Raw genomic sequence first — 21,098 nt, forward strand, 5'->3', positions numbered from 1 at the left:
AACCTGGAATCAGGCTTTGCGCCGCTGAGGCGAGCCGACCGCAACATTCCGGCGCATGTCTTCGAATTGTTCCCTGTGCTGAAGCAGATGCTCGGCCGTCGCGGCGGCGATCTTTCCGGCGGCCAGCAGCAACAGCTCGCCATCGGGCGGGCGCTGGTGATGCGGCCGAAACTGCTCGTGCTCGATGAACCGACCGAGGGCATACAGCCGTCGATCATTAAGGACATCGGCCGCGCCATCCGCTATCTGCGCGACCAGGCGGGCATCGCCGTGCTTTTGGTCGAACAATATCTCGATTTCTGCCGCGAGCTCGCCGACGAGGTCAACATCATGGACCGGGGCGTGATCGTCCATACCGGCCCGGCTGAAGATTTAGACCGGGCTGATGTGCGGAAGTTCCTTACCGTCTAGAATTGGCGGTGAACTTCAGTTGGCGATCCGAAGTTCTTGCCAAGTCCAATATTTCTCCATCCGATCACCTGCGTCTCTGGCGCGCTCAATATCGCGTGCTAGTCTTTTCCATGGCTTTGTGAGTCGGCCGCTTCCGTATCAGTCTGGTTATCGCAGATCGAGGACCACGGCCAATGCCGGGCAAGTTTCACGCAAGCAAGGCTGCCTAGCTTCCCTCCTGCGATCTCTGTCGTTCAAACGCGTTTGGGCACACAGGCTAAAGGACAGCCATGGAACGTTACGTCGAGGATTACCAGAAGCGGCGGCTTACCGAACGCGTCGACATCATCGCTGCCATCAATATCTTGAGATCACAGGGCTGCGATTACGACGATCTGATCGAGGAGATCACCAAGGTCTTCTATGTCGATCTCGATACCTTCAATGAGATTGTCATGGCGGCCTAGGAGCCGCATTCGTCTCCCCACGATCAGAGGCCGGTGTTGCGCGATTAGCTTGCGCGCCTGAACGGAGACGCGGTGACGCGGTTACGGCCTCCGCGCTTGGCGTCGTAGAGCGCCTTGTCGGCGGCGTTGAGCACCTTGTCGAAGCCGAGGCCTTCCTTGGTGCCGAAGGCAAATCCGGCACTGACGGTGCATATCAGCGAGCCTGTCTCGGTTTCGATGCGGTGCGCGGCGAAAGCTGCCCGTATGGCCTCGGCGGTGGCCTCCACCGTTTCGGGCAAGGTCCGCTTCAGCACCAGCGCGAACTCCTCGCCGCCCATGCGCGCGGCGACGTCGGCCGGGCGGCGATTGCTGGCGAGTTCCCGTGCAAACACCCTCAGCACTTCATCACCGGCGGCGTGGCCGAATTCGTCGTTGATGGCCTTGAAGTTGTCGAGATCGAAGACGACCACCGCCGTGAAGGCGCCGACCGGCGCATCGCCGTGCAGGTCGAACAGGGCGCGGCGGTTGAGCAGGCCGGTCAGCGGGTCGGTCAGGGCATTGTGGCGGTGATGCCGGGCCAAGCGTCCCTGATTCAGGGCCAGGGAAAGCGCTCCAATCCCGGTCATGCTGGCGATGACGATGATGAGGCTCAGTTCCTCGGCCCAGTTGCTTGGCGCATGTCCAAGGACCAGCTTTCCATCCAAGGCTAAAACCATGGCGCAGAGAGCGAAGGATGCGGCCGTGGCAGAATAGAGCGCGGTGATACCGATCGTCAGGGCAGGGGCTTCGTCGCGGCCCTTCCAGTATTCGACCGCCGTTGCGAACAGAAGCAAGGCGGCGAAGGCATTTTCGAACATGAAGCCCAGCCCGTCATAGCCTAGAGCCATGGGAGGCAACGTCACGGCCAGCGAAATGGCGCTGCCAAGTACAGTTCGGGGCACTGGCGAGCCGCCGGTTCTGAACTGGTAGGCCGCGCCCAGCATTGTCGAGAAACCGAGCAGGAGGAAAGCCAGCGTGGCGATGCCCAGCAGGCGCCCGGGCATGTCGATATAGGCGTCATAGACAAAAATATCGCCGACCACGAACACCAGGCTGATCGCCCATGTCAGCAGGAATTTCTCCGAGCGAGCGGTCAGCCACATGCCGAACAATGTCAGGCTCAGGCAGGCCGCGGAAAAACCGACAGCCAGGAGAAGTGAAGTGTAGTCGAGCGACATGCCCCTCGTCCTTGCCCGTGGCGGCCCAGATCTGCGACTGGTCTGGCTGGATTCATGCAGCAAGGAGGTATCGATAAGGTTACGACGGTGGCGAAGATGCCATGATTCCGCTGCGTCAGGGCACCGGTTGACCCTGGTCCACTCGCTTCATCAGTGCCATGGCGCCGAACGGCGCGCGCACCTTGCCCTCGGTGATGAAGTAAACGAACACGTCGCGCGGCTTGACCGGCGCATCGGCGGCGGGGTCGGCGCGCCGCAGGTCGGCCGGCTGCTTGCCTTGCGCCCAGGTCTTTACCCGCGCGGCCCATTCATCGAGGCCTTTCGGCGTATAGCAGTCGGGATTGTCATCGCTGCCGGTCTGCAGTCGGGCGTAGACGAAATCGGCGGTGATGTCGGCGATATCAGGATATTTGGCATGGTCGGCGTAGACGATCGCGGCCTTGTATTTTCGGGCAAGTGCTGCGAATTCCGGCACGACAAAACTGTCGTTGCGGACTTCGAGCGCATGGCGCAGCGCAACGCCGTCCTGCTTTTCCGGTAGCAGCTTCAGGAAGGCTTCGAAATCGTCCGGATCGAATTTCTTGGTCGGCGCGAACTGCCACAGGATCGGCCCGAGCTTTTCGCCGAGCGCCGCCACGCCGGAGCCAAGGAAGCGCATCATCGATTCGCCGGCCTCGCCCAGCACGCGCCGGTTGGTGACGAAGCGGTTGCCCTTCAGCGAATAGACAAAGCCGTCCGGCGCCTCGCTGGCCCATTTGACGAAGGTCGGCTCCTTGAAGCTGGAATAGTAAGTGCCGTTGACCTCGATGCTCGGCACCTGGCGAGTGGCGTAGTTCAACTGCTTGGCCTTGGAAAGCTTGTCGGGATAGAAGGACGTATCCCAGGGTTCGAAGGTCCAGCCGCCCATGCCGGCGCGGATTGTTCCCGATGTGGTCATTGTCATCCTCCCAATGCAGAAAAAGATCAGGCCGCGGTGATCTGATCGACGGTTTTGGCCATGTCGACGAGCACCCATCCTGGCCGGTAGGGATTGGGCCGGCGACCCGTTTCGTGGAAACCATAGGCAAGATAGAGCGCAATGTTCCGCTCCATCCTGGCGTTGGTGTAGAGCCGCACTTCTGGCAGACCCCAGAGATGGGTCTGCTCATCCGCGTGTTTCAGCAGCGCAATGCCGAAGCCCTTGCCTTGAAAGTCGGGGGAGACCGCGACGGAGAAGATCATCGCGTGGTCGTCATGTCGCTCCAGCGTGATCAGCCCGGCAAGCTCGCCGCCACTTTCCAGCAACCAGACCTCGCCGCGCACGATGCGCGGTGCATAGTCCTCGGTGACCGGGATCGGCGGTGCACCGAACAGGGCGATGTAAGGCGCATAGGCCGCTTCCGTCAGCGAGACGACGGTTTGGAGATCACCGGCAAGCGCTCTTCTGATTGTCATTCAAAAGCTCTCCAGGCGCCAACCGGTCGATCACTCCGCCGCTTCGCGTTTGCCTCCGGGACGTCGCTCCAGAAGCTCCTTGAGGAACTGGCCGGTGTAGCTGCGCTTTTCGCGCACGATGGCTTCCGGCGTGCCGGAGGCGACCAGTTCGCCGCCGCCGTCGCCGCCTTCGGGGCCGAGGTCGAGCACCCAGTCCGCGGTTTTTATCACTTCGAGATTGTGCTCGATGACCACCACCGTGTTGCCCTGGTCTACCAGTTCGTGCAGCACTTCCAGCAGTTTGGCAACGTCGTGGAAATGCAGGCCAGTGGTCGGCTCATCCAGGATGTAGAGCGTCTTGCCGGTCGCCTTGCGCGACAGTTCCTTGGCCAGCTTGATGCGCTGCGCCTCGCCGCCGGACAGCGTTGTCGCCTGCTGGCCGATATGGATGTAGCCGAGGCCGACCTGCTTCAGCGTGTCGAGCTTGTCGCGCACGCCGGGCACGGCGGCGAAGAAATCGACGCCTTCCTCGACCGTCATGTCGAGCACGTCGGCGATCGACTTGCCCTTGAACAGGACATCGAGCGTCTCGCGGTTATAACGCTTGCCGTGACAGACGTCGCAGGTGACGTAGACGTCGGGCAGGAAGTGCATCTCGATCTTGATGACGCCGTCGCCCTGGCAGGCCTCGCAGCGGCCGCCCTTGACGTTGAACGAGAAGCGTCCCGGCTGATAGCCGCGCGCCTTGGCCTCCGGCAGGCCAGCGAACCAGTCGCGGATCGGCGTGAAGGCGCCGGTATAGGTGGCCGGGTTTGAACGCGGTGTGCGGCCGATCGGCGACTGGTCGATGTCGATGACCTTGTCGAGGAATTCGAGGCCCTCGATGCGGTCGTGGTCGGCCGGATGTTCGCGCGAGCCCATGATGCGTCTCGAGGCGGCCTTGAACAGCGTCTCGATCAGGAAGGTCGACTTGCCGCCGCCGGACACGCCAGTGACGGCGGTGAAGGTGCCGAGCGGGATTTCGGCGGTGACGTTCTTCAGATTGTTGCCGCGCGCGCCGACGATCTTGATGCGGCGGTTCTTCTTCGCTTCACGCCGCACGCCGGGCGTCGCCACTTCGAGCGCGCCCGACAGATATTTGCCGGTGATCGAATTGGGATTGGCCATGACCTGCTGCGGCGTGCCCTGGGCGATGATCTCGCCGCCATGGATGCCGGCGGCCGGGCCCATGTCGACGACATAGTCGGCATGCAGGATGGCGTCCTCGTCATGCTCGACGACGATCACCGTGTTGCCGATGTCGCGCAGGTGCTTCAGCGTATCGAGCAGGCGCGCATTGTCGCGCTGGTGCAGGCCGATCGACGGCTCGTCCAGCACATAGAGCACGCCGGTCAGGCCGGAGCCGATCTGCGATGCCAGCCGGATGCGCTGGCTCTCGCCGCCCGACAGCGTGCCGGAATTGCGCGACAGCGTCAGATAGTCGAGCCCGACATCGTTGAGGAAGCGCAGCCGTTCACGGATTTCCTTGAGCACACGCACCGCGATTTCGTTCTGCTTGTCGTTGAGCGACGCGGGCAGGTCGGTGAACCACTGGTCGGCCTTGCGGATGGAAAGCTCGGTGACTTCGCCGATGTGCCTGCCGGCGATCTTCACCGCCAGCGACTCGGGCTTCAGCCGATAGCCCTTGCAGACCGGGCAGGGTGTGGCCGACATGAAGCGCTCGATCTCCTCGCGCATCCAGGCGGATTCGGTCTCTTTCCAGCGCCGCTCGAGATTGGGGATGACGCCTTCGAAAGTTTTCGTCGTCTTGTAGGAGCGCAGGCCGTCATCATATTGGAAGGTGATCTCGCGCTCGCCGGTGCCGCGCAGGACGGCTTCCTTGGCCTCTTCAGACAAATCCTTGAACTTGTCGCCGAGCTTGAAGCCATAGGCCTTGCCCAATGCCTCCAGCGTCTGCGCGTAATAGGGCGAGGTCGACTTCGCCCACGGGCTGACGGCGCCGTCGCGCAGCGAGATGTTTTCATCCGGCACGATCAGATTGCCGTCGATGGCGCGCTGGCTGCCGAGACCGTCGCAAGTCGGGCAGGCGCCGAACGGGTTGTTGAACGAGAACAGCCGCGGTTCGATTTCCGGAATGGTGAAGCCGGAGACCGGGCAAGCGAACTTTTCCGAGAACAGGATGCGCTCATGCGTCTCGTTCTTCGACTTGTTGACCGAATCCTCGCCCGTCTGGCTGGAATCGAGCGGCTTGTCGGCGAATTCGGCGACCGCCAGCCCATCGGCCAGCTTCAGCGCCGTTTCTATGGAATCGGCAAGCCGCGTCGCGAGATCGCCGCGCACGACGATGCGGTCTACGACGACATCGAGGTCATGCTTGTACTTCTTGTCCAGCGCCGGCACGTCGGCGATCTCATAGAAGACGCCGTCGACCTTGACGCGCTGAAAGCCCTTCTTCTGCAGTTCCAGCAATTCCTTGCGGTACTCGCCTTTGCGGCCGCGCACCATCGGCGCCAGGATGAACAGGCGCGTGCCTTCCTCGATCGCCAGCACGCGGTCGACCATCTGCGAAACCGTCTGGCTCTCGATCGGCAGGCCGGTGGCCGGCGAATAGGGGATGCCGACGCGCGCAAAAAGCAGGCGCATATAGTCGTAGATCTCGGTGACGGTGCCGACCGTCGAACGCGGGTTCTTCGATGTGGTCTTCTGCTCGATGGAAATGGCAGGCGACAGGCCGTCGATCTGGTCGACGTCAGGCTTCTGCATCATTTCGAGGAATTGCCGCGCGTAGGCCGACAGGCTTTCGACGTAGCGGCGCTGGCCCTCGGCATAGATCGTGTCGAAGGCAAGCGATGACTTGCCGGACCCCGACAGGCCGGTCATGACAATCAGGCTGTCACGCGGCAGGTCGAGATCGACATTCTTCAGATTGTGTTCGCGCGCCCCGCGAATGGAAAGATATTTATGGTCGGCCATAGCCGGTCGCCGCCTCAGAATCTGGAATTTCCTGGAATGGCGGGTTTTCCCGGCCATCCCCTATGTAGGTAGTTTTGCCGCCACGTCGAGAGACGCCACAATTCCCGACAAAAGCGTTTAAGCGTCTTTCGCGTGAACGGGCAAGCGGAAAGAACAAAGGCCGAACACGCTCCTGACAAAGCTGTGCAAAAACTGACTTGTACGTAACCTCCCGGCGATCACGTTTTTCGGTAACCGGCTATTGATGGTTGACGCGGGCAACCCAGGAGCGCAGTCTCCGGAAGTCAACGAAGCCGGCCGTCTTTCGATGGCCTCGCCGCCCAAAGGCGGCCTGCGAGACGCCGCAGGCATTTGCGATTTGTGCTTCGAATTGACAACAATCGCAACGGACAGAGGAGCGGAGCTATGACGCCACCGGATCGTCCCCTAGGGTTCCAGTTGTCACTGGAGCCGCGGCAGGCATAAGTGCCAGGGTTTAGCGTCTGCGCCACCCGGCAAACCGTGACCTGCCATATCTCCTAAAAATCAGAGACTGCTAGTCGGATCGTCGGCCGAACGCCGCGGTGCATCCGAAATCAAACGCCGGCAGTACACTCCCGGCAAAGTTGGATTTGAGATCCAGAAGGCCCCGTCCGTTTGCCCAAGGCACGGCGGGGCCGTTTTATGTGGGGAACGCTCATTTCCGCGCGCACTCAGTGACGCGGCGGCCCGATCGAGCCGGCGCCGACATCGACGGTGATGCTGCCGGAAATCCTGACATCCGTATCGCCGATCTTGAATGTGCCGTTCTCGCCGGCCGGCAGCGCATCGTCCGGCTCGGGAGCCGGCTTGGCGATGCGGTAGTCGCCGGTCACGCCGGGCAGGGCGCTTTTTTGCGTCGACGGCGAACTGTCCTCTGCAAGAGCCGCGCCACTCACGAGACTGGCAAAAGCGAGCACCACGACGGCGATGACGGGGCGCAGTGGTCTGGAAGGATGAGTGTCGGTCATCCCAGGACTATAGTGGCGCGCCGCCCATGGAACCAGACCGGCATCGTCAAATCTTCGGCAGCCGGCCGGACTCCGCTCCGGCCCTGGCTTACGCCGCCTTTTTGCGCGTGTCGAAAACATGGTCGACGATGCCCCATGCCTGCGCCTCGCGGGCGGTCATGAAGTGGTCGCGGTCCAGCGTGCGCTCGACCTCTTCATAGGTACGGCCGCAATGCTGCGCGTAGAGCTCGGCCATGTGCCGTTTCGTCCTGCCGATGCGCTCGGCATGGCGCTGGATGTCGGAGGCCTGGCCCTGAAACCCGCCCAGCGGCTGATGCAGCAGGATGGTGGCGTTCGGCAGGGAAATCCGGCGCCCCGGTGTGCCTGCCATCAGCAGGAACGAGCCCATCGAAGCGGCAAAGCCCATGCATACGGTCGACACCGGACAGCTGATATATTGCATCGTGTCGTAGATGGCGAAACCACTGGTCACCACGCCGCCCGGCGAGTTGATGTAGAGCGAGATCTCCTTGTCCGGATTGTCCGATTCCAGCGACAAAAGCTGCGCGCAGACCAGCGCCGAGATGTCGTCGTTGATCTCGCCGTTGATGAAGATGATGCGCTCGCGCAGCAGCCGCGAAAAGATGTCGAAGGCGCGTTCGCCGCGGCTCGATTGCTCGATGACCATCGGCACCAGACTGGCAACACCGCTCATTTTTCTTCTCCGATTTTCTATTATGCCGCGCGCAGAAGGCGCGGTGCGTTCGCGGCGATGGGCTTTCCAATTGCGCGCAAACCGAGCGAAAGACGGCAGCCGGCGCCTGCCATGGCGATGGCAGGCATGGCCTTGCGGGCAAAGCCGTCATGGACGACACGCAGATGCGTGCCGCCGGAAACGGTTCGGGCAAGTGTGAAGGTGACGGTACTGTCGAGCGGATCCTGCCTGGCTGCGTCGCCCGGCTGCTCCCGCCAGGAATAGCGCAGCAGCTTCTCGGGTTCGGCGTCGAGGATTTCGCATTCGATCGGCGTGTCCGGCCGGGCGAAGGCGAAACGGTTGCCGATCTCGAGGCTGATGTCGTTCGGCATCATCCAGGCGGCCAGCAATTCCGGTACGGTCAGGGCCCGCCAGACCTTTTCCGGCGGCTCGGCAAGGTCGTACTCGAACTCGAGCGCATCCGCGGCGTCGATTTGGCCCTCGTTGGTCGTTGATCCCGCCTTCTTCATTGATCCATGTCCTTCAAAACCGCCTTCAGCCTTTCGATGCGTTCCGGCCAGAAAGTCCGGTAGCGTTCGATCCAGGAGAGCAAGGGGGCGAGCCCCTGCGGATCGGCGCGGTAATAGGCGTTGCGGCCGGCTCGCCGCTCGACCACCAGGCCTGCGCCACGCAGCACCGCCAGATGCTGCGATACCGCGGGCTGCGACACCGTCATACCGGTGCGCAATTCCGACACGCTCATCTCGCCTGCGGCCAGCCGCTCAAAGACGGCGCGGCGCGTCGGGTCGGCCAGTGCACGAAAAATCTCTGCTTCGATCATGTCAAAAGCATAAGTGAATACTTATTGATTTGGCAAGCACTGTTTTACGAGATTGTCGGAAGCCAGCGTCTCACCATTCCGGCAGGCCCATCGAACGTCGCCTCGAAAATCGGCGACGCAAGGACGGCGTGGATGTGAAGCGTTCCAGTGCCGGCGTTCTTGAACCCGTGTTTCCTGTTCGCTGGGACAACGAGAGACTGGCCCGATGTCACGACTGTATGCTCATCGTCGATCCACATCTCAGCCCTACCGGCGATAACGGTCAGCACTTCCTCCACGGGATGCCAATGCGTTGGGGCGCCGACCGTGGGCTCGACCCATTGCTCGAATATGCAAAGTTGCGATGCACCATTGCTGGCCGACACATGCATGCGTGTTTCCACACCTGCTCGCCATTGCTCGCGCTGCTGGTCCTCATGTGCGACAGACTTCATTTGATCGCCCCCGGTCAGATCCGATTTCATGGAAATTTCCGGCCGGGACACTACATCTTGCTGACAAACATTGACAGAACGTCATCTGCACCATAGAACGAACAGGGAACAAAAACCTTGTGGGTAAAGGCAGCCACGGCAAGCGGCTGACGCCTGCAGCCTGTAAGGTGCTGCGACAAAAAAATTTGTTTCGGATGAGCGCGGAGAAATATCATGGCGGGTAGCGTCAACAAGGTCATTTTGGTCGGCAACCTCGGCGCGGATCCCGAAATCCGTCGCCTCAACTCGGGCGAGCCGGTCGTCAACATTCGCATTGCGACGTCGGAAAGCTGGCGTGACAAGAATTCCGGCGAGCGCAAGGAAAAGACCGAATGGCACAACGTCGTCATCTTCAATGAGGGCATCGCCAAGGTGGCGGAGCAGTATTTGAAGAAGGGCATGAAGGTCTATGTCGAGGGCCAGTTGCAGACGCGCAAATGGCAGGACCAGACCGGCGCCGACAAGTACACGACGGAAGTCGTGCTGCAGAAATTCCGCGGCGAGCTGCAGATGCTCGACGCACGCGGGCAGGGTGAGGGCGGTCAGGTCGGCGGCTATGCCGGTGGTGGCAGCAGCCGTGGTTCCGATTTCGGCCAGTCCAGCCCGAGCGAAGGCTTCAATCGCGGTGGTGGCGGTGCCAAGAGCGGCGGCGGTGGCGGTTCGTCGCGCGAACTGGACGACGAAATCCCGTTCTGATCGCAACTGCAGATGTTATTTTTGGCTTAAGTCAAACATTGCGCCCCGAGAGTCCCTCATGGACTTTCGGGGTTTTGCATTGTCGAACTGAACGCCGACATGGCGATCAACGAAATATGGCGAAGGACGAGTTCGATGAAAGCACGCGTAAAATGGGTCGAGGAACGCACCTTCGTCGGCGAGTCCGGTAGCGGCCACAAACTGGTGCTGGGAACCGCGCCCGGACCGGAAGGCAGGACGCCGGGACCGAGCCCGATGGAGCTGGTGCTGATCGGCACCGGCGGCTGTTCGGCCTATGATGTCGTGCACATCCTCGAAAAGGGGCGCGAGGCGGTCGAGGACTGCGTCGTCGAGCTCGAGGCCGACCGGGCGGAAACCGAACCCAGAGTGTTCACCCGCATTCATATGCATTTCGTCGTCAAGGGCAGGCAACTCTCCAGCGACAAGGTGAAACGCGCGATCGACCTTTCGATCGAAAAATATTGCTCGGCCTCCGCGATGCTTGCCAAGACCGCCACGATTACCCACGATTTCGAGGTCGTCGACACGACGGCGAGATAGAGCCGGCTTCGAGATTCTCGCCGCGTCAGCCTGTCAGCCCGCTATCAGCGCCTTGATGCCGTCGGCGACGAATTGCACGGCCAGTGCTGCCAGGATGACGCCGAGCAGGCGGGTCAGGATCGAGCGGCCGGTCTGGCCGAGGATGCGGTCTATGCGTTCCGACAGCACGAACACCAGATAGGTGATGGCAAGGCAGACGAAGATGATGCCGACCAGCGCCGCCTGCGCCGCAAAGCCTTGAAAGGAACCTGAGAGCAGCACAGTTGCCGAAATGGCGCCTGGGCCGGCGATCAGCGGGATTGCCAGCGGGAAGGCGGCGATGTTGTGGATCATGTCCTTGGTGATGGCGACGTCGCCGATCTTCTCCTTGCGGTCCTGCCGGCGCTCGAACACCATTTCGAAGGCGATGAAGAACAGCAGGAAACCGCCGGCGACGCGGAAAGCCGGCAGCGTGATGCCGAACACCGACAGGATCGAGGCGCCTGCAACCGCAAACAGCGCCATCACCAGGAAACCGATGATCGAGGCGCGGACGGAAACCAGCTGGCGCTCCTCGCGGTTCATGCCGCGCGTCACGGCGAGGAACAGCGGCGCCAGGCCGGGCGGATCGATGGTCACGAGAATGGTGACGAACGCGTTGAACAGGCTGTCGAAACTCGGCATCTCTGACCCTCCCGCCGGGCCGTGCCCGTACCAGGATAATTGGTAGAGCAAAGCCCGTTCGGTGGGAACTGTTCGTGAGAAAGTGGTTGATGCCGGCGAGACAGCGGAGGGCGCAAAGGGTCGCGACGCTTTTATTCCGGGCTGCTGCATTCTTCGGCGATCAAACCGCTCGGCGCGCCAGGAACTCGACCTCCAGCCGCCATGTCGCGCCATTGTCGTGCGAGCGCTCGCCCAGCCATCGGAAGGCGTTTTCGGTGATGCGTGAAAAGCCCCAGCGTACTGAGCTGCCGGTGCCGTCGGTGCCCACTTGCACGATCGTGTCGCCCTCGGCGCGGCCGAGCTGGCGGCTGAAATACTGGTTGCGCGGGTCGCTCCAGAAGATGTGCCAGGCATCCGCGCCGGGATCATAGACGCGCAGCGTCGTGCCATAAAAAGTCCATTTGCCGAGCGAAGGCTGGGAACCAGTGTCCCGCGCGGGCAGGATCCAGACGTCCTGGATCGCCCGGCCTTCCAGCACCCAGCCGAAATGCACCTCGCCACGCCCTGTCAGCACCGTTCCGTCCTCGAGGTGGCGCGAGGCGTCGAAAGTCCAGGCGCCGACGAAGCGGCCGTAAAGGCTCAGTTTTTCGGCAAGGCCTTCGATCGGTCCGGGGCTATGCAGGGCATCGGCAAACGAAGATTGATCGAACATGGTTGTGGCCTCTTCTTGTCAGGAGATTGGGAGGGAATAGGCGGTTACGAGGTTCTGGGCTTGGGAAAAATTGCTATATTCCGGTCATGACAGCGACCACGCATACGCTCGCATCCGGACCCGGCTGGCATGTGGCGGATGTGATCTGCACGGCTAGCGCCGGCGACCGGCCGTTCGAGGAAGCGCATCAGGATTTCTGTGTCGCCGCGGTCACCAGCGGCACGTTTCGCTACCGTGCCCAGCAAGGCACGGCGATGCTGGCGCCCGGCGCGCTCCTGCTCGGCAATCCCGGCACATGTTACGAATGCGGGCACGAGCATGGCAGCGGCGACCGTTGCCTCTCGTTCCATTTCCGGCCGTCCTACATGGAACGGATCGCGGCTGGCGTGCCGGGCGCCAGGAAGCTGGCCTTCGAGGCGGCGCTCCTGCCGCCTTTGCCGGTCCTGGCGCCACTCCTGGCCGAGGCGGAAACCGCTCGCGAGATGGCCGACATCGACGCGTTCGAGGAACTTTCCCTGCGCATGGCCGGTGCTGCCGTGGCTACAGCCTCCGGCGCTACGCATGTCAGGCGCGCGCCGAGCCGCCGCGATCAAAAACGGGTTGCCGAAGCTGTGCGGCGCATCGAACTCGATGCAGACGGGCCGGTTTCCCTTTCAGCGCTTGCCGATGGGACGGCGACCAGTCCGTATCATTTCCTGCGCATCTTCCGGCAGGTGGCGGGCATGACCCCCTACCAATTCCTGCTCAGGACGCGATTGCACAGGGCCGCGGTGCGGCTACGCATGTCGGACGATACGGTTTCCGCGATCGCTTTCGGCGCTGGCTTCAGCGATCTGTCGACCTTCAATCGTCGTTTTCGGCGGATCATGGGGCAGACGCCAAGCCAGTATCGCAGCCGCCGTGGCGCATAGGTCGTTTCTGCTTGGTGAATCGGCCCGGTGCACCGCAAAGGCAGACACGCAGGCTTTTGCGTCAGGGCGGTGAAAACCGCCTTGGCCATATCGTCGCAATCATCGGTATCCATTTGAAATTACCATCAAAAATGACACTGGAAAAGTGCCGTGAAGGTTGGAGTTTCGGGCTTGCTTCCTATATAAGCACCAAGTGATTCCTGATTAGATTGTGATCCGATTTGACCGACCAGAAGACACCGCGCGGCGCCGACGGCGGCCCCACCGGCATCGAGCCGATATCCATCGTCGAGGAGATGCAGCGCTCCTATCTCGATTACGCCATGAGCGTGATCGTCAGCCGTGCGCTGCCGGACGTGCGCGACGGCCTGAAGCCGGTGCATCGCCGCATTCTCTTCGCCGCCCATGAGAGCGGCTACCATTGGAACCGCAAATATGTGAAGTCGGCGCGTCCTGTCGCCGACGTGATGGGTAAATACCATCCGCATGGCGATGCTTCCATCTATGACGCCTTGGTGCGCATGGCGCAGGACTGGTCGTTGCGCGTTCCGTTGATCGACGGGCAGGGCAATTTCGGCTCCATCGACGGCGATCCGCCTGCGGCGATGCGCTACACGGAAGCGCGGCTGACCAAGGTCGCGCACGAGCTCCTGGAGGATATCGACAAGGATACCGTCGATTTCCAGGACACGTATGATGCTTCCGGCAGCGAACCTAAGGTTCTGCCGGCACGTTTTCCCAACCTTCTGGTCAATGGCTCGGGCGGCATCGCCGTCGGCATGGCGACCAACATCCCGCCGCACAATCTCGGTGAAGTCTGCAATGGCGCCATCGCCATCATCGACAATCCGGCGATCGACCTGCCGGCGCTTATGGAGATCATTCCGGGGCCGGATTTCCCGACCGGTGGCATCGTGCTTGGCCGTTCGGGCATCTACAGCGCCTATTCGACCGGCCGCGGCTCCATCGTCATGCGCGGGCGCGTCAACATCGAACAGCGCGGCAACGACCGCGAGTCCATCATCATCACCGAAGTTCCCTACCAGGTGAACAAGTCGTCGATGATCGAGAAGATGGCTGAACTGGTGCGCGACAAGCGCATCGAGGGCATTTCCGATATCCGCGACGAGAGCGACCGCCAGGGCTACCGGGTCGTCATCGAGCTGAAGCGCGACGCCGTTGCCGACGTCATCCTCAATCAGCTCTACCGCTTCACGCCGCTGCAGACCTCTTTCGGCGCCAATATGGTGGCGCTGAATGGCGGCAAGCCGGAAGTGATGAACCTGACCGATATGCTGAAGGCTTTCGTCGCCTTCCGCGAGGAGGTGATCACAAGGCGGACGAAGTTCCTGCTGCGCAAGGCGCGCGATCGCGCCCATGTGCTGGTCGGTCTCGCTATCGCAGTCGCCAACATCGACGAAGTCATCAAGCTGATCCGCACCGCGCCGGATCCGCAGACGGCGCGTGAGCAGTTGATGGAGCGGCGCTGGCCCTCTGGCGACGTGGAATCTCTGATCCTCCTGATCGATGACCCACGCCACCGGATCAACGAGGACGGTACCTACAATCTGTCCGAGGAGCAGGCGCGCGCCATCCTCGAGCTGCGCCTGCAGCGCCTGACCGCGCTCGGCCGCGACGAGATCGCCGACGAGTTGAACACGATCGGCGCCGAAATCATCGATTATCTGGACATTTTGTCTTCCCGCGCGCGCGTCCAGCAGATCGTCAAGGACGAGCTTGCCGCCGTGCGCGACGAGTTCGGCACGCCGCGCCGCACCGAACTCACCGACGGCGGTTCGGACATGGAAGACGAGGATCTGATCCAGCGCGAAGACATGGTCGTGACGGTCAGCCATTCCGGCTACATCAAGCGCGTGCCTCTGTCGCTCTACCGGGCGCAGCGCCGCGGCGGCAAGGGCCGCTCCGGCATGTCGACCAAGGAAGAGGATTTCGTCACCCGGCTGTTCGTCGCCAACACCCATACGCCGGTGCTGTTCTTCTCCTCGCGCGGCATCGTCTACAAGGAAAAGGTCTGGCGGCTGCCGATCGGCAATCCGCAGTCACGCGGCAAGGCGCTGATCAACATGCTGCCGCTGGAGCAGGGCGAGCGCATCACCACCATCATGCCACTGCCCGAGGACGAGGCCAGCTGGGGCGAACTCTACGTGATGTTCGCCACCACGCGCGGCACCGTGCGCCGCAACGATCTATCCGACTTCGTCCAGGTCAACCGCAACGGCAAGATCGCCATGAAGCTGGAGGAAGAAGGCGACGAGATCCTCGGCGTCGAAACCTGCACCGACAAGGACGACGTGCTGCTGACCGCCAGTTCCGGCCAGTGCATACGCTTCTCCGTCGGCGACGTGCGCGTCTTCCAGAGCCGCAATTCGGTCGGTGTGCGAGGCATAACCATGGCCGAGACCGACCGCATCATCTCGATGTCGGTGATCGAGCATGTCGATGCTTCGCCGGCGGAACGCGCCGCTTACCTGAAGCGCGCGGCGGCGGAGCGGCGGCTTGCCACGGAAACGGCCGGAGAAGAGGAAGAGATCGCGCTGACCAATGAGGAGATCGGCGAGGAGACAGAGCTTTCCGACAGCCGATACGAAGAACTCAAGGCGCACGAACAGTACGTGCTGACGGTGACCGAATTCGGCTACGGCAAGCGTTCGTCGTCCTATGATTTCCGGCTGACCGGACGCGGCGGCAAGGGCATCCGCGCCACCGACGTGTCGAAGGCGGCCGAGATTGGCAGGCTGGTGGCGACCTTCCCGGTCGGCAATGACGACCAGATCATGCTGGTGTCGGACGGCGGCACCGTCATCCGGGTGCCGGTCAACGGCATTCGTTTCGCCAGCCGCGCCACCAAGGGTGTGACCATCTTCAACACGGCTGAAGGCGAAAAGGTGGTTTCGGTCGAGCGGATCTCTGAACCGCAAGCGGACGAAGAAAGCGAAGAAACCGTCGAGGGCGGTGCCGATGCCGCTGCGGCGTCTGACGCCGGTCCGGAGGGTGCGGACTAAGTCCGGCACCCAGGTTTTGACATGGCAACGCCGGCCAGCTGGCCGGCGCGGCAGCAAGTCCAGGCTTTATCAGTAGTGGCGATATGGCTTACGCGGGCCGAAGCCTTCGAAGCGCTTGGTGTTTGCCTTGACGCGGATGCGTTGTGCCTCCTGATGCAGCCCAAATACGGTGGCGATCAGCATGGCGACGGTCATTGCGGTGGCGAGCATGTAGATCAGCATGTGCGTGTTCTCCTGCGCCTAACAACGGATAGATGGGATTTTGGTTTCATCTTATTAAGGTGCAACCTAGTGAACGCTGCGTGAAGGCTTCGTGATCAGCGTGTTCATCTGTCGTTCATGTGCCGGAAAAGGTTCACGGCCGGCGCCCCGATCGGATTTGCCTTTGCGAGAGAGGCTCGCTAGAGCCTGTTCCATCTTGGTGGACGGAAGACGGAACAGGCTCTAGCTTTCATTTGAGCATGATCTCTAGGACAAACGAAAAACCGTTTGTCCGCAAAAACCGGTTTCCACTTTTTGGGATCATGCATTAGAAGCACCTGCCATGACCGAACGCATCGCCCTCTATGCCGGCTCCTTCGACCCGCTGACCAACGGCCATCTGGATGTGCTGAAGGCTTCGCTGGCCGTGGCCGACATCGTCTATGCGGCGATCGGCATCCATCCGGGCAAGCAGCCGCTGTTTTCCTTCGAGGAGCGGGTGAAGCTGATCGAGACGGCGGCGAAGGCGGAATTCGGCAGCGATGGTGCCCGTATCAAGGTCGTCGCCTTCGAGGGGCTGGTCATCGACGCCGCCAGGAAGCACGGCGCCTCGATCATGATCCGCGGCCTGCGCGACGGCACCGACCTCGACTATGAGATGCAGATGGCCGGCATGAACGAGACTATGGCACCTGAGTTGCAGACGGTTTTTCTGCCCGCCAGCCCGTCCGTGCGCACCATTACCGCCACACTTGTCCGCCAGATTGCCTCTATGGGAGGCAACATCCGCCCCTTCGTGCCGGCGGCGGTTGCCGGTGCGCTCACCGCCAAATTCGCGAAATAAGATTCCGGAGATAGATATGCAGCTGAAAAAGCTCGCCTCGTTCCTCGTTGTGCTTGCCGGCCTTGTGACCGCATCGGTCTCGGCCTTCGCCGCCGACCCGGAAAACACCATGGTCATCACGCTGAAGGACGGAGACGTCACCATTGCGCTTCGGCCCGATCTGGCGCCAAAGCATGTCGAGCAGATCAAGAAGCTGGTGCGCCAAGGCGCCTATGACAACGTCGCCTTCCACCGCGTCATAGACGGCTTCATGGCGCAGACCGGCGACGTCAAGTTCGGCAATATGAAAAAGGGTTTCAGCGCCGAGGCCGTCGGCACCGGCGGTTCCGACCTGCCCGACCTGCCGGCCGAATTCTCGCAGACCGAACATTACAAGCGCGGCGTGGTCGGCATGGCCCGCTCGCAGGACCCCAATTCGGCCAATTCGCAGTTCTTCATCATGTTCGCTCCGGCACCGCCGCTCGACGGCCAGTACACCATCGTCGGCAATGTCGTCAGCGGCATGGAACTGGTGGATCACATCAAGAAGGGCGACCAGGCGGATAACGGCACGGTCTCCGACCCCGACCGGATGATCAAGGTGCGCATCGCCGCAGACAAGTAAAATTGTCAAATAACTCTGTTTTCTCAAAAGGATATCTGACATGGCCGAAATCAAGGACCGCGAGAACGCGCTCATCATGGAAACGACCAAGGGCACGGTCGTCATCGAACTTTTCCCCGACCTGGCGCCGGGCCACGTCTCCCGCATCAAGGAACTGGCTAGGGAAGGCGCCTATGACGGCGTGGTCTTCCACCGCGTCATCGAAGGCTTCATGGCCCAGACCGGCGACGTCAAGTTCGGCAATTCGAGCAAGCCTTCCTTCGCGCCGTCCCGCGCGGGCATGGGCGGCTCTGAGAAGCCGGACCTGAAGGCCGAATTTTCCAACGCCAACCATGGCCGCGGCACCTGCTCGATGGCCCGTTCGCAGAACCCGAACTCGGCCAATTCGCAGTTCTTCATCTGCTTCGACGATGCCGCCTTCCTCAACCGCCAGTACACGGTCTGGGGCCAGGTCATCGAAGGCATGGACAATGTCGACAAGATCAAGCGCGGCGAGCCGGTGCAGGATCCCGACAAGATCGTGTCGCTGAAGGTCGCGGCCGACGTCAAGTAAGGGCAAACGACAATGATGGGCGTCGTCTGGTCGCTTCTCGGCATCCTGTCCGGCGCCTTCATTGCCATTCAGGCGCCGATCAATTCGCAGCTGGCGCGCGGCCTGGGTCTCCCGGTCGCGGCGGCTGCGTTTTCGTTCCTGTCGGGCGCGATCGTGCTCGGCATCATCTCCGTTACGGTGGTGAAGCTGCAAGGCATCTCGCTCGACTGGAAAGCGCCGGCGCCCTGGCTGTTCGTGGCCGGCGGCATGCTCGGCGGTTTCTATGTCACGCTGTCGACGATCCTGACGCCACGCATAGGTGCTGCCGCGCTGATGGCGTTTCTGGTCGCCGGCCAGTTGCTGGCCGGCATGCTCATCGACCGCGTCGGCTTCCTCGGCGTCGCGGTGCGTGAAATCTCGCTGGGACGCGTTGCGGGCGCGGTGCTGCTCTTGGCCGGAGCGCTGCTCGTCCGGCTCTACTGATGCGCGTCGATCTCTTTGACTTCGAGCTGCCGGAGGAGCGCATCGCGCTCCGCCCGGCGCAGCCGCGTGACAGCGCCAAGATGCTTCTGGTCAAGCCCGGCGAAGGGCTCGAGGACCGGACGGTTGGCGACCTGCCGTCCTTGCTCAGTGCCGGCGACGTGCTGGTGTTCAACGACGCCAAGGTCATTCCGGCGCAACTCAAAGGCATAAGGCGGCGGGGCGAGGCGACGGCGCAGGTCGAAGCCACGCTGCATATGCGCATGGCGCCGGACCGCTGGCTGGCCTTCATGCGGCCGGGCAAGCGCATTGCCGCCGGCGACCGCATCCATTTCGGCCATGACGGCAATTCCTGTTTCCTCGGTCAGCTCGACGCCACGGTGATCGAGAAAGGCGAGGGCGGCGAGGCGCTGCTTGGCTTCGATCTGTCGGGGCCGTTCCTCGACGAGGCGCTGCACGCGGTAGGCCATATTCCGCTGCCGCCCTATATCGCCTCGAAACGCGACGACGACGAACGCGACCGGGCCGATTACCAGACCATCTATGCAAGCGAGGAGGGCGCCGTCGCGGCTCCGACAGCGGGCCTGCATTTCACGCCGGAGCTTTTTGCAGCGCTTGACGCCAAAGGCGTCGAACGCCGCTTCGTCACCTTGCATGTCGGCGCCGGTACGTTCCTGCCGGTGAAGGCGGACGACACCGCCGACCACAAGATGCATGCCGAGACCGGGTCGGTCAGCGAAGCCACTGCGGACGCCCTGAATGCCGCAAGAGCAAGGGGCGGGCGCATCGTTGCTGTCGGCACGACCTCGCTGCGTCTGCTGGAGAGTGCGGCGCGTGAAGACGGTACTCTGGCTCCGTGGTCCGGCCCGACCGATATCTTCATCACGCCCGGCTACCGTTTTCGCACCGCCGACATGCTGATGACCAATTTCCATCTGCCGCGCTCGACTCTGTTCATGCTGGTTTCGGCCTTCAGCGGCCTCGACACGATGCGCGCGGCCTATGCCCATGCGATCGAGAACCGTTACAGATTCTATTCCTATGGCGACGCAAGCCTGCTTTTCCGAGCGGAGACGAGCGATGGACGATGATCTGCAAGCCTTGGACCGCGATGCGCTGATCGCGGAAGTGAAAAAACTGCGCGCCGGCATTCGCCAGCACCGCGATTCCACCGGCCATGAATTGTGCTGGCATCACCCCGATCTGTGGAACCTGCTGCCGGAAAAAAACGAACCATCGATCGCCGTGCCGCCCTGGCCAAAATTCATGCGCGGCTGCATCCACTACCGCCAGTCGCTCGACAATCAGGCGCCGGACGCCCCGGTCCACGACAAGGAATTCAATGACTAAGCCGTTCAGCTTCAAGGTTCTGGCAATCGACGGCAAGGCGCGGCGCGGCGTGATCGACATGCCGCGCGGCGAAATCCGCACGCCGGCCTTCATGCCGGTCGGCACCGGCGGTACCGTCAAGACGATGTATATGGACCAGGTGCGCGGCGTCGGCGCCGACATCATCCTTGGCAACACCTATCATCTGATGCTGCGGCCAGGCGCCGAGCGTGTGGCACGGCTCGGCGGCTTGCATGAATTCGCCCGCTGGCCGCATCCGATCCTGACCGACAGTGGCGGCTTCCAGGTAATGTCGCTGTCGAAGCTGAGAAAGCTGACGGAAAAGGGCGTCACCTTCCGCTCGCATATCGATGGCGCCGCCTACGAGATGTCGCCGGAGCGGTCCATCGAGATTCAGGGGCTGCTCGATTCCGATATCCAGATGCAGCTCGACGAATGCACGGCGCTGCCGGCCGAAATGAAGGAGATCGAGCGCGCCATGGAGCTGTCGCTGCGCTGGGCCGAGCGCTGCAAGACGGCGTTCGGCGACCAGCCGGGCAAGGCGATGTTCGGCATCGTGCAAGGCGGCGACAACGCAGCGCTGCGGGTGCGTTCGGCGCAGGCGCTGAGCGCGATGGAGTTGAAGGGCTATGCGGTCGGCGGCCTGGCCGTCGGCGAACCGCAAGCGGTGATGCTCGAGATGCTCGACATCACCTGTCCGGAGCTGCCTGATAACAAGCCGCGCTATCTGATGGGCGTCGGCACGCCTGACGATATCCTGAAGTCGGTGGCGCGCGGCATCGACATGTTCGACTGCGTGATGCCGACACGGGCCGGCCGCCACGGCCTTGCTTATACAAGGCGCGGCAAGGTCAATCTGCGCAACGCCCGCCATGCTGACGATCCGCGCCCACTCGACGAGGAAAGCGACTGCCCGGCCGCCCGTGACTACTCACGCGCCTATCTGCATCATCTGGTGCGCTCGCAGGAAGCGCTCGGCGCCATGCTTTTGACGTGGAACAACCTGTCCTACTACCAGAAACTGATGCAGGACATCCGCGCTGCGATCGAGGCTGGCACCTTCGAGGCGCGCGGCGCCGAAATCACCGAGGGCTGGGCGAGGGGCGATATCCCGTTGCTGTAAGGCC

The 21,098-nt window shown here is 62.2% G+C and carries 25 protein-coding genes; 13 read left to right on the forward strand and 12 right to left on the reverse strand.

Going from position 1 to position 21,098, the window contains the following annotated elements; all coding sequences use genetic code 11:
• The coding region (locus EN949_RS14790) for an ATP-binding cassette domain-containing protein (RefSeq protein ID WP_127371714.1) at nucleotides 1-411 on the forward strand (411 nt) is incomplete at its 5' end.
• A gap of 269 nt (nucleotides 412-680) precedes the next feature.
• Nucleotides 681-857 (forward strand): hypothetical protein, encoded by a 177-nt coding sequence (locus EN949_RS14795; RefSeq protein ID WP_013531844.1) that lies wholly within the window; start codon nucleotides 681-683, stop codon nucleotides 855-857.
• A gap of 44 nt (nucleotides 858-901) precedes the next feature.
• Here the strand turns inward: EN949_RS14795 and EN949_RS14800 are convergent, their stop codons facing one another.
• The 9 genes from EN949_RS14800 to EN949_RS14840 all read right to left on the reverse strand — a co-directional run bounded on the left by EN949_RS14800 (nucleotide 902) and on the right by EN949_RS14840 (nucleotide 9,406).
• The gene (locus tag EN949_RS14800; protein WP_013531843.1) at nucleotides 902-2,053 is read right to left on the reverse strand and encodes a GGDEF domain-containing protein; all 1,152 of its coding nucleotides are present in this window, start codon (nucleotides 2,051-2,053) and stop codon (nucleotides 902-904) included.
• Between the two features lie 115 nt (nucleotides 2,054-2,168).
• A complete protein-coding gene (locus EN949_RS14805; protein ID WP_127366442.1) occupies nucleotides 2,169-2,990 on the reverse strand; it encodes a DUF72 domain-containing protein in 822 nt (273 codons plus the stop codon).
• A gap of 26 nt (nucleotides 2,991-3,016) precedes the next feature.
• Nucleotides 3,017-3,487, reverse strand: a complete 471-nt coding sequence (locus tag EN949_RS14810) for a GNAT family N-acetyltransferase (RefSeq protein WP_063172077.1) — start codon at nucleotides 3,485-3,487, stop codon at nucleotides 3,017-3,019.
• A 30-nt stretch (nucleotides 3,488-3,517) separates the two neighbouring features.
• Complete coding sequence (gene uvrA, locus EN949_RS14815; protein WP_063167932.1) at nucleotides 3,518-6,439, reverse strand: excinuclease ABC subunit UvrA; 2,922 nt, start codon at nucleotides 6,437-6,439, stop codon at nucleotides 3,518-3,520.
• Between the two features lie 692 nt (nucleotides 6,440-7,131).
• On the reverse strand, nucleotides 7,132-7,428 hold the full coding sequence (locus EN949_RS14820) for a hypothetical protein (protein ID WP_063172078.1): 297 nt from the start codon (nucleotides 7,426-7,428) through the stop codon (nucleotides 7,132-7,134).
• A gap of 88 nt (nucleotides 7,429-7,516) precedes the next feature.
• Entirely contained in the window at nucleotides 7,517-8,122 is a 606-nt protein-coding gene (locus EN949_RS14825) for an ATP-dependent Clp protease proteolytic subunit (protein ID WP_063167934.1), read from the reverse strand.
• Nucleotides 8,123-8,142: 20 nt separating this feature from the next.
• Nucleotides 8,143-8,631 carry an SRPBCC domain-containing protein gene (locus EN949_RS14830; RefSeq protein WP_127367158.1) on the reverse strand — a complete coding sequence of 163 codons (489 nt, stop codon included), beginning with the start codon at nucleotides 8,629-8,631 and terminating at the stop codon, nucleotides 8,143-8,145.
• Nucleotides 8,628-8,942: a metalloregulator ArsR/SmtB family transcription factor gene (locus tag EN949_RS14835; RefSeq protein ID WP_013531836.1), complete on the reverse strand. Its 315-nt coding sequence runs from the start codon at nucleotides 8,940-8,942 to the stop codon at nucleotides 8,628-8,630. Before EN949_RS14835 ends, EN949_RS14830 begins: the two co-directional genes overlap by 4 nt.
• 44 nt (nucleotides 8,943-8,986) lie before the next feature.
• Nucleotides 8,987-9,406, reverse strand: coding sequence for a cupin domain-containing protein (locus EN949_RS14840; RefSeq protein ID WP_013531835.1), 420 nt, complete (start codon nucleotides 9,404-9,406; stop codon nucleotides 8,987-8,989).
• 183 nt (nucleotides 9,407-9,589) lie between these two features.
• Between EN949_RS14840 and EN949_RS14845 the strand changes: the two genes are divergently transcribed.
• Both EN949_RS14845 and EN949_RS14850 read left to right on the forward strand, forming a co-directional pair.
• Complete coding sequence (locus EN949_RS14845; RefSeq protein ID WP_024503512.1) at nucleotides 9,590-10,111, forward strand: single-stranded DNA-binding protein; 522 nt, start codon at nucleotides 9,590-9,592, stop codon at nucleotides 10,109-10,111.
• A 135-nt stretch (nucleotides 10,112-10,246) separates the two neighbouring features.
• Complete coding sequence (locus EN949_RS14850; protein ID WP_127367750.1) at nucleotides 10,247-10,672, forward strand: OsmC family protein; 426 nt, start codon at nucleotides 10,247-10,249, stop codon at nucleotides 10,670-10,672.
• Nucleotides 10,673-10,705: 33 nt separating this feature from the next.
• Here EN949_RS14850 and EN949_RS14855 read toward each other — a convergent pair whose 3' ends face one another.
• Together EN949_RS14855 and EN949_RS14860 are read right to left on the reverse strand one after the other, a co-directional pair.
• Entirely contained in the window at nucleotides 10,706-11,335 is a 630-nt protein-coding gene (locus tag EN949_RS14855; RefSeq protein WP_127367749.1) for a MarC family protein, read from the reverse strand.
• Nucleotides 11,336-11,495: 160 nt separating this feature from the next.
• A complete protein-coding gene (locus EN949_RS14860; RefSeq protein ID WP_013531831.1) occupies nucleotides 11,496-12,026 on the reverse strand; it encodes a hypothetical protein in 531 nt (176 codons plus the stop codon).
• A gap of 86 nt (nucleotides 12,027-12,112) precedes the next feature.
• On the opposite strand from EN949_RS14860, the gene EN949_RS14865 reads away from it, so the two are divergent.
• Both EN949_RS14865 and gyrA read left to right on the forward strand, forming a co-directional pair.
• Nucleotides 12,113-12,937, forward strand: a complete 825-nt coding sequence (locus EN949_RS14865; protein ID WP_063167939.1) for an AraC family transcriptional regulator — start codon at nucleotides 12,113-12,115, stop codon at nucleotides 12,935-12,937.
• 221 nt (nucleotides 12,938-13,158) lie between these two features.
• The gene (gene gyrA, locus EN949_RS14870; RefSeq protein WP_013531829.1) at nucleotides 13,159-15,960 is read left to right on the forward strand and encodes a DNA gyrase subunit A; all 2,802 of its coding nucleotides are present in this window, start codon (nucleotides 13,159-13,161) and stop codon (nucleotides 15,958-15,960) included.
• A 69-nt stretch (nucleotides 15,961-16,029) separates the two neighbouring features.
• Here the strand turns inward: gyrA and EN949_RS14875 are convergent, their stop codons facing one another.
• Nucleotides 16,030-16,182: a hypothetical protein gene (locus tag EN949_RS14875; protein WP_081714296.1), complete on the reverse strand. Its 153-nt coding sequence runs from the start codon at nucleotides 16,180-16,182 to the stop codon at nucleotides 16,030-16,032.
• Between the two features lie 322 nt (nucleotides 16,183-16,504).
• Here EN949_RS14875 and coaD point away from each other — a divergent pair, with 322 nt between their 5' ends.
• The 7 genes from coaD (at nucleotide 16,505) to tgt (ending at nucleotide 21,094) form a co-directional block, all read left to right on the forward strand.
• Complete coding sequence (gene coaD, locus EN949_RS14880; protein WP_063167940.1) at nucleotides 16,505-17,005, forward strand: pantetheine-phosphate adenylyltransferase; 501 nt, start codon at nucleotides 16,505-16,507, stop codon at nucleotides 17,003-17,005.
• Between the two features lie 109 nt (nucleotides 17,006-17,114).
• A complete protein-coding gene (locus tag EN949_RS14885) occupies nucleotides 17,115-17,609 on the forward strand; it encodes a peptidylprolyl isomerase (protein ID WP_224619653.1) in 495 nt (164 codons plus the stop codon).
• A 40-nt stretch (nucleotides 17,610-17,649) separates the two neighbouring features.
• Nucleotides 17,650-18,162, forward strand: coding sequence for a peptidylprolyl isomerase (locus EN949_RS14890; protein ID WP_013531825.1), 513 nt, complete (start codon nucleotides 17,650-17,652; stop codon nucleotides 18,160-18,162).
• Nucleotides 18,163-18,174: 12 nt separating this feature from the next.
• On the forward strand, nucleotides 18,175-18,624 hold the full coding sequence (locus EN949_RS14895; protein ID WP_013531824.1) for a DMT family transporter: 450 nt from the start codon (nucleotides 18,175-18,177) through the stop codon (nucleotides 18,622-18,624).
• Nucleotides 18,624-19,712, forward strand: coding sequence for a tRNA preQ1(34) S-adenosylmethionine ribosyltransferase-isomerase QueA (queA, locus tag EN949_RS14900; protein ID WP_127365886.1), 1,089 nt, complete (start codon nucleotides 18,624-18,626; stop codon nucleotides 19,710-19,712). The genes EN949_RS14895 and queA overlap by 1 nt, the downstream gene beginning before the upstream one ends.
• On the forward strand, nucleotides 19,702-19,971 hold the full coding sequence (locus tag EN949_RS14905; protein WP_127365887.1) for a hypothetical protein: 270 nt from the start codon (nucleotides 19,702-19,704) through the stop codon (nucleotides 19,969-19,971). Before queA ends, EN949_RS14905 begins: the two co-directional genes overlap by 11 nt.
• Nucleotides 19,964-21,094 carry a tRNA guanosine(34) transglycosylase Tgt gene (tgt, locus tag EN949_RS14910; protein WP_127365888.1) on the forward strand — a complete coding sequence of 377 codons (1,131 nt, stop codon included), beginning with the start codon at nucleotides 19,964-19,966 and terminating at the stop codon, nucleotides 21,092-21,094. The genes EN949_RS14905 and tgt overlap by 8 nt, the downstream gene beginning before the upstream one ends.
• The last annotated feature ends 4 nt before the right edge of the window (nucleotides 21,095-21,098 follow it).

Source organism: Mesorhizobium sp. M7A.F.Ca.US.007.01.2.1, from assembly GCF_003998165.1.
GTDB classification, from domain to species: domain Bacteria; phylum Pseudomonadota; class Alphaproteobacteria; order Rhizobiales; family Rhizobiaceae; genus Mesorhizobium; species Mesorhizobium ciceri.

Excerpts from the sequence above, each read along its gene's own strand:
- EN949_RS14840 (WP_013531835.1), bottom strand. The coding sequence starts at position 9,406 with ATGAAATCGGATCTGACCGGGGGCGATCAAATGAAGTCTGTCGCACAT.
- EN949_RS14860 (WP_013531831.1), bottom strand. The coding sequence starts at position 12,026 with ATGTTCGATCAATCTTCGTTTGCCGATGCCCTGCATAGCCCCGGACCG.
- EN949_RS14890 (WP_013531825.1), top strand. The coding sequence starts at position 17,650 with ATGGCCGAAATCAAGGACCGCGAGAACGCGCTCATCATGGAAACGACC.
- EN949_RS14795 (WP_013531844.1), top strand. The coding sequence starts at position 681 with ATGGAACGTTACGTCGAGGATTACCAGAAGCGGCGGCTTACCGAACGC.
- tgt (WP_127365888.1), top strand. The coding sequence starts at position 19,964 with ATGACTAAGCCGTTCAGCTTCAAGGTTCTGGCAATCGACGGCAAGGCG.
- EN949_RS14865 (WP_063167939.1), top strand. The coding sequence starts at position 12,113 with ATGACAGCGACCACGCATACGCTCGCATCCGGACCCGGCTGGCATGTG.
- EN949_RS14855 (WP_127367749.1), bottom strand. The coding sequence starts at position 11,335 with ATGCCGAGTTTCGACAGCCTGTTCAACGCGTTCGTCACCATTCTCGTG.
- EN949_RS14905 (WP_127365887.1), top strand. The coding sequence starts at position 19,702 with ATGGACGATGATCTGCAAGCCTTGGACCGCGATGCGCTGATCGCGGAA.
- EN949_RS14820 (WP_063172078.1), bottom strand. The coding sequence starts at position 7,428 with ATGACCGACACTCATCCTTCCAGACCACTGCGCCCCGTCATCGCCGTC.
- uvrA (WP_063167932.1), bottom strand. The coding sequence starts at position 6,439 with ATGGCCGACCATAAATATCTTTCCATTCGCGGGGCGCGCGAACACAAT.
- EN949_RS14805 (WP_127366442.1), bottom strand. The coding sequence starts at position 2,990 with ATGACCACATCGGGAACAATCCGCGCCGGCATGGGCGGCTGGACCTTC.
- EN949_RS14850 (WP_127367750.1), top strand. The coding sequence starts at position 10,247 with ATGAAAGCACGCGTAAAATGGGTCGAGGAACGCACCTTCGTCGGCGAG.
- queA (WP_127365886.1), top strand. The coding sequence starts at position 18,624 with ATGCGCGTCGATCTCTTTGACTTCGAGCTGCCGGAGGAGCGCATCGCG.
- EN949_RS14800 (WP_013531843.1), bottom strand. The coding sequence starts at position 2,053 with ATGTCGCTCGACTACACTTCACTTCTCCTGGCTGTCGGTTTTTCCGCG.
- EN949_RS14885 (WP_224619653.1), top strand. The coding sequence starts at position 17,115 with ATGGTCATCACGCTGAAGGACGGAGACGTCACCATTGCGCTTCGGCCC.
- EN949_RS14875 (WP_081714296.1), bottom strand. The coding sequence starts at position 16,182 with ATGCTGATCTACATGCTCGCCACCGCAATGACCGTCGCCATGCTGATC.
- EN949_RS14845 (WP_024503512.1), top strand. The coding sequence starts at position 9,590 with ATGGCGGGTAGCGTCAACAAGGTCATTTTGGTCGGCAACCTCGGCGCG.
- coaD (WP_063167940.1), top strand. The coding sequence starts at position 16,505 with ATGACCGAACGCATCGCCCTCTATGCCGGCTCCTTCGACCCGCTGACC.
- EN949_RS14825 (WP_063167934.1), bottom strand. The coding sequence starts at position 8,122 with ATGAGCGGTGTTGCCAGTCTGGTGCCGATGGTCATCGAGCAATCGAGC.
- EN949_RS14895 (WP_013531824.1), top strand. The coding sequence starts at position 18,175 with ATGATGGGCGTCGTCTGGTCGCTTCTCGGCATCCTGTCCGGCGCCTTC.
- EN949_RS14830 (WP_127367158.1), bottom strand. The coding sequence starts at position 8,631 with ATGAAGAAGGCGGGATCAACGACCAACGAGGGCCAAATCGACGCCGCG.
- EN949_RS14835 (WP_013531836.1), bottom strand. The coding sequence starts at position 8,942 with ATGATCGAAGCAGAGATTTTTCGTGCACTGGCCGACCCGACGCGCCGC.
- EN949_RS14810 (WP_063172077.1), bottom strand. The coding sequence starts at position 3,487 with ATGACAATCAGAAGAGCGCTTGCCGGTGATCTCCAAACCGTCGTCTCG.